Source organism: Arthrobacter sp. UYNi723, from assembly GCF_054057635.1.
The window spans coordinates 1-5,516 of sequence record NZ_JBSRZM010000060.1; the positions used below are offsets into that span (position 1 = coordinate 1).

Genomic DNA, 5,516 nt, shown 5'->3' on the forward strand with positions numbered 1-5,516 from the left:
TTCCAGGACCGGGACCTCGTGGACGTGGTCAGCACCTTCCGCGGCCACGACCGGCAGGCGGACAAATTCCGGCTGGTCGCCTACCCCACGGCGAAAGGCTGCGCCGCCGCGTACTTCCCCGAAGCAAACGCCCTGGTCCACAAGGAAAACGTGGCCCGCGAATCCAACACCCCCGGCTTCAAAGCCATGTTCGTCCGCTTTGTGCCGCACGCGGCGAAGCCGGAAGCAAGCGAAGAGTCCGCTTCGCTTACGGCGGACACTGCCGGCTGACCCGACAGAACGGCCCCGTCTCCAAAAGGGGGCGGGGCGTTCTGCTGCTTCCGAGTGTTCGAATCAGAACAGAAGCGGTGCCAGTCGCAGTGTCAGTTCGCGGGCCGCCTCCGCATGTGCGTAGATTGTGGTGAACCGTTCTGCGGGGCCGGTGAGGCAGAGCGCCGCGCCCACCGACCCATTGGGCATTCGTACTGGAAGTGCCAGGCTGGCGGATCCTGATTCGAATTCGTTGATTTCCGAGGCCTGGTCTTTGAGCCTTATTTCCGCGAGTTGTTCTTCCAGCCGGTCACTGTCTGTGATGGTGTTCTCGGTCAGCTTCACTAACTGGCCTCCCGGCAGTGGGGAGGCCGAACCGCCAAGTTCAGCGAGCATCAGCTTCCCTGCGGCGGAGGCGTGTGGATACCGGAGCAGTTCGAATACTGAGTGGAGCGGATAATCAGGATCTTCGTCGGCGATTCTTACGGAAGCGTTCCTGAACATGATGAGGTGCACAGCGAAACGGTTTCCCCGCCGGAACTCTTCCATTGCGGTGCGGGCGGCGGTGGGAACGGTTGGCGGGGTCGCGGCCGTAACCAAGCCTGAAATTGCGTGTCCGAGTGCAAATCCGCGGAGATCAGATGTGCGGACCAGATATTCGGCGCCGACGAGCGCATTCAGTATCCGGTAGGCGGTCGCCGGAGGCATTCGCAGGGCGTCGGTGATCTCTTTCGCCGTTGTGCCGGTGCCGAACCGTGCCACGATCTCCAAGATCCTGAGCGAGTTTGACGCTGAGCCGGTACCCGAGTGTGTGGGCCTGTAGTTCATGGCAGCGGTCCACTATGAAACAGGTCTGATTCCCGGGTCTCGTCATAGATGCCCACTGACGCCAGGCGCGCGGGTAACCGCCGGTGAAGGAACGCGGCGTATATGACGCTGAGGAGGAGGACGCCGCCGTAGATGAGGGTCTGCGGGTTACCTGTTCCAATCGATGTCATCGCAGCCGTCCAGAGAACCGCACCGAGGACTACGGAGGTTACTGCTCCGAGTATCCAGCTGGGCAAGGTGTTCTCCCCGATCCGGCGCAGGAAGAAGGGCAGGGACGCACTGGCAAGGATATAGGACCCCAGGTATCCATAGGCGCCAAGGGTGAAGAGGTTCGCGAGGCCCTGCTCGGGGCTGGCTCCGGAGATGATGACCGCAACGGGAACGATGGCAACAACCGGCATTACAACCAGGATCGCCATCGAGGGCGTCCGAAAGGCGGCATGTGTCCGGCCGACTACTCGTGGGGCAACGCCTTCCCGGCCCATACAGAAAAATATCCTGGCAAGGGCGTTCACAGAAGCGATGGCGCAGGCAAACCAGGATGCGGCGATTCCCAGGTCAAGAACTGCGGCGAACAAGGGGGAAGACTGGGAGAACAGGTCAGACAACGGAGTGGAGCTGCCTGTTATGTCCGACGGTGCTTCTTTGAGGGCTACGTCTTGGGCGGTTACGGCGAGGAGATAGAGCACGCCCGCCAAGATGGGGGTCCACGTGATGGCCCGTGGCACGCTGACGAAGGGTCTCTGCGCTTCCCCTCCGAGCGTGGTCGGGCTTTCGAAGCCGACAAAGGCACTGACGGCCACCACGATTCCGATCGATAACGAATCAAAATGTCCGTTCCAGGCAAACACACTCCCGAGATTGACCTGCGGCGCGTTGAAGGCGAAGTAAACGACCATGAGGACGGTGAGTATTCCAATTGAAATGGCTTCCATCAGCAGCGTGGACCACGCGGATATCTGGATCCCCCTGACCATAAGGAAACAGGCGGCGCCTGCTGCGGCAAGAATGACAAGCACCGCGAAAATCTTAGGATCTGCGACGGGGACGCCAAGATTGACGAATAGCTCAACGATATATGTGCCAACAGCCAGCAGACTGGCCATGGCCACGAGTCCGTACCCGAATATGGCTGACCAGCCGGCGGTGATTGCCGTCCGTTGACCGAGCCCTTTCGCAGTGTAACTGTAGAGCCCGCTGACGGCAGCCATGCGCTTTGCCATCGGCCTCAGACATAGGGTTACCAGGACGATGATGGCCATGGCAGCGCTGAATGTCAGCACAAGGTTCGGTCCAGCGGATCCAACGACGAGGCCCGGAAAGATGAGAGCCGGAATGACGGACATGGCGCCCGCGGGCGCCACGTTCGCTATTGACTGCGCGAAGACCGGCAAGAAGGAAAGTTTCCGGCGCCTCAGGCCCTCCACCGGAGAGTGAGGAGAAATAAAGCGATCACCGCGGGCAGACACTACGTACCAACTTTCCCTACGAGGGCAGGTCCGCCTTGCTTATGAGGAGCGCAAGTCATCGGCCCGTGCTGGAATACATTAGCATTGCCAGCCGGCACCGAGGACGTCTGTGAAGTTCCGAATGCTTCCGCCGCATTAAGTGCCATGAGAATTTCCCAATTCAATAGCCATAACAGGTTCGTCATTTACGGATTCCTTGACGTAGTTTTTTATATATATCCGCACAATGCAAGGATCTCTTTTCCATTGATCGCAGCGAGCACGTCCTATGCCATGGTGGTGAACATCAGGGCCATGACGGCAGCGCCGAGGGCTTCGAGTAGGTGTCCGGTGCGGAGAGCGGGCTTCGGAGCACTTGCGTGGGGGAGCGTGGAATTTGTTAACGCGGATTTTGATAATAGGAGGCGGATTAGGAAAGCCACCGCCGCAGCTCCGAACACTACCGTCAGGACGATCGCCAGGGTGGATGAGAGATCAAATGTTGCTGCAGCCGTGTTTTGTGATGCGGCTGGCATCGTGTGGTGGGCGTGCGGCGTTGACAGGGCGCCGGCCGGGACGGTTTTATCGCCGGCGGTCGGGTGACCCATCATGGCAACCATGAGAGCGGCGCCGGCCATGGTCACGCCGTGGTACAGGCACTGCACCCGGCCCTGGCTACCTCCGCAGAGCAATTTAAATTCCGGCCGAGCGACCGACTGGATGAGAAACCACAGCGCTGCGCCGGTGAGTATTGCTATCTGAGCCAGCGTGGTCGATGGCACGAGGTTCCACAACATGGCGGCCATCAGGACGTTCATGAGGGCATGGAGACTTTTGTTGACCCGGTCGGTGAGATGGTGGGACCGCGTGGCCTGCAGGAGGTAATAGCTTCCGCTAAGCAGCAGAACGGCCGTGAGGGTCAACGTAACTGCCGGAACATGGAACATATGGATCACCTCTCACTACTGGGTTGGGGTTAGTCAAGGTGCGGTCCCCGGTGCCGCTGCTGCAGCACCGGGGACCGCCCAACAAAACGCGATGGAGAATGCGCAGCGTCGGATTGTTGCCAGGAGGATCCGTTTAACGTGAAGCCGTAGGTGCGAGTTCCGTTACCTGAGATCCAAAACCTTTTCCCGTTCTGCGTCATCGTCGTCTGAAGAACGAGCAGTGGTTACCTGGTTCTTCGCGCGACGAGATTCATGCTGGGCATACAACCAAATGGGTAGGTAGAGGGACAATACGATGAAACCAACCCAGGTTGAGGCCCAGCCGATTTCCAGGCTGTTGAGGTAAACGACACCGACCAGGCACAGAGGAACATTGAACAGGCCAAAGGTCATGGCGACATTTTTCCAGCCCCTGGGTGCTTTGAAAGGCCGTTCAAGGTTCGCGAAGGCCGGATGCTTTTTTGCTTTGACGTACGCGAAGAGGCTGATGCCGTTGGCGCAGGTGTAGCCGATCGCCGAGGCTGCGAGAATTGCCGCGGCGTTTCCCATGGAAATCAGCACCAGGTTGAAGGCTCCGATGACCAGCATGGCAATGAACGGAGTTCCCTGACGATTTGTTTTGCCGAGGAATTTGGGAAGGTTGCCTTCCGTTGCCATGGAGTGCATGGCGCGGGATGAACCCAGGTAAGCGGTCTGAATGATCAGTATCATGGCAAAAATCAGCATGATGATCGTGATGATGGAACCGGCTTCGCCGAAGACGGCCTGAGCGACCGGTATCAGGGGTGAGACAGGCTCGGCCAGTACTCCTTCGACACCAAGCACACCGATCACTGCAGATTGCACCAGTACATAGAGCAGGAAGCAGATGATGCCGCAGGCAAACAACGCTTTGGGGACATCTTTGGACGGGTTTTTGTATTCCGGGCCGTAGATGGCTGCCGTTTCCCAGGCGCAGGCACTCCATTGGGCGATCGCAAAGACGCCAAAGAGAATCAGGATGTGGTGCATGTCCCAGGCCCAGTCAGTCGGCCACCAGCTGCCGGTGATGTTGGCCATCTCAACGCGTCCGGTGGCGAAAGGCGCCACGGCCAGGACAACCAGCGGTATCAGCGAAACGGCTGCCAGGATGTAACCGAGGATGGCGCCGTCCTTGAGTCCGAACCAGTTAATCACGAACAATCCTGTGAAAATCACCAGGCCGGAGATCAATGAGAGTTGATACTCGGTAAAAGTCTCGCCCAGCACCGGAAACAGCCCGTACAGGTAGCCGCCGACCATGATGGCGAAGATCGCCAGAATGGGGCTCCAGCCAAACCAGTAGCTCCACGCAGTGAAGCCGCCGATCAGCTTTCCCTTGTCGTACTTGCCCTTGTAGTTTTCGGTCCGGAATACATGCTGGGCAAACCCTGGCAGGCCGGAGGCTTTGGGAAAGGTGGTGGCCATTTCAGCATAGGCAGCGTTCTGCATGAAACCCTGAAGAACCGATAATCCCCAGATAAGAATCGCTGCGGCGGACACATACATCGGAAGGTAGCCCAAGGAGGGCAGAATCAGCAGGGGCACGCCCAGCGCGATGGCCATACCCTGCTTCCAGTTGATCGACCTTTTCAGGTCATCGGCTTCGTCCAAACGATTTTCACTCATAACATCTCCTTTGATGGACTGAACGTCGTGCGATCTCTGCTGCATGGATGCCGGTGGTGACCGGCCAAAAGAGACGGAACCCCGAAGCGTGAACGTCCAGCACGTGGGAGGGCCAAATAGAGTCTCTTGATTTATAGATGCCGAGGGCCGGCCTGGGCCGGCCTTCGCTGTGTTGGTCCATCCGGGCACTTGTTGGGCCGGATGATCCCGCGGACAGGACCGCGCCTAGCGGTGAGGTTCCGGGAGCGCCGCCGACGAATCAAGGCGCGCTCCCGGAACCTCAGGTATGGACTGTTAATCCTTGGTGCAGCATGTTGCGGTGTTGGTTGTTTGGGTTCGGTTTTCGTTGGTGGGGAGGTTGAGGGTGGGGTTTTGGTCGAAGAATCCGTGGGGTTCG

The 5,516-nt window shown here is 58.8% G+C and carries 4 protein-coding genes and 1 pseudogene; 1 reads left to right on the forward strand and 4 read right to left on the reverse strand.

What is annotated here, in order from left to right:
* Positions 1-270: pseudogene (locus ACVWY0_RS21955) on the forward strand (hypothetical protein); the annotation flags it as partial.
* A gap of 63 nt (positions 271-333) precedes the next feature.
* Here the strand turns inward: ACVWY0_RS21955 and ACVWY0_RS21960 are convergent.
* The 4 genes from ACVWY0_RS21960 to ACVWY0_RS21975 form a co-directional block, all read right to left on the reverse strand.
* On the reverse strand, positions 334-1,077 hold the full coding sequence (locus tag ACVWY0_RS21960) for an IclR family transcriptional regulator (RefSeq protein WP_485838577.1): 744 nt from the start codon (positions 1,075-1,077) through the stop codon (positions 334-336).
* Positions 1,074-2,546 carry an APC family permease gene (locus ACVWY0_RS21965; protein ID WP_485838578.1) on the reverse strand — a complete coding sequence of 491 codons (1,473 nt, stop codon included), beginning with the start codon at positions 2,544-2,546 and terminating at the stop codon, positions 1,074-1,076. The genes ACVWY0_RS21960 and ACVWY0_RS21965 overlap by 4 nt, the downstream gene beginning before the upstream one ends.
* A gap of 266 nt (positions 2,547-2,812) precedes the next feature.
* On the reverse strand, positions 2,813-3,472 hold the full coding sequence (locus tag ACVWY0_RS21970) for a DUF5134 domain-containing protein (protein WP_485838579.1): 660 nt from the start codon (positions 3,470-3,472) through the stop codon (positions 2,813-2,815).
* A 162-nt stretch (positions 3,473-3,634) separates the two neighbouring features.
* Positions 3,635-5,119, reverse strand: coding sequence for an APC family permease (locus ACVWY0_RS21975; protein WP_485838580.1), 1,485 nt, complete (start codon positions 5,117-5,119; stop codon positions 3,635-3,637).
* Positions 5,120-5,516 lie beyond the last annotated feature (397 nt).

Coding starts and splice junctions, on each gene's coding strand:
- ACVWY0_RS21975 (WP_485838580.1), bottom strand. CDS start 5,119: ATGAGTGAAAATCGTTTGGACGAAGCCGATGACCTGAAAAGGTCGATC.
- ACVWY0_RS21970 (WP_485838579.1), bottom strand. CDS start 3,472: ATGTTCCATGTTCCGGCAGTTACGTTGACCCTCACGGCCGTTCTGCTG.
- ACVWY0_RS21960 (WP_485838577.1), bottom strand. CDS start 1,077: ATGAACTACAGGCCCACACACTCGGGTACCGGCTCAGCGTCAAACTCG.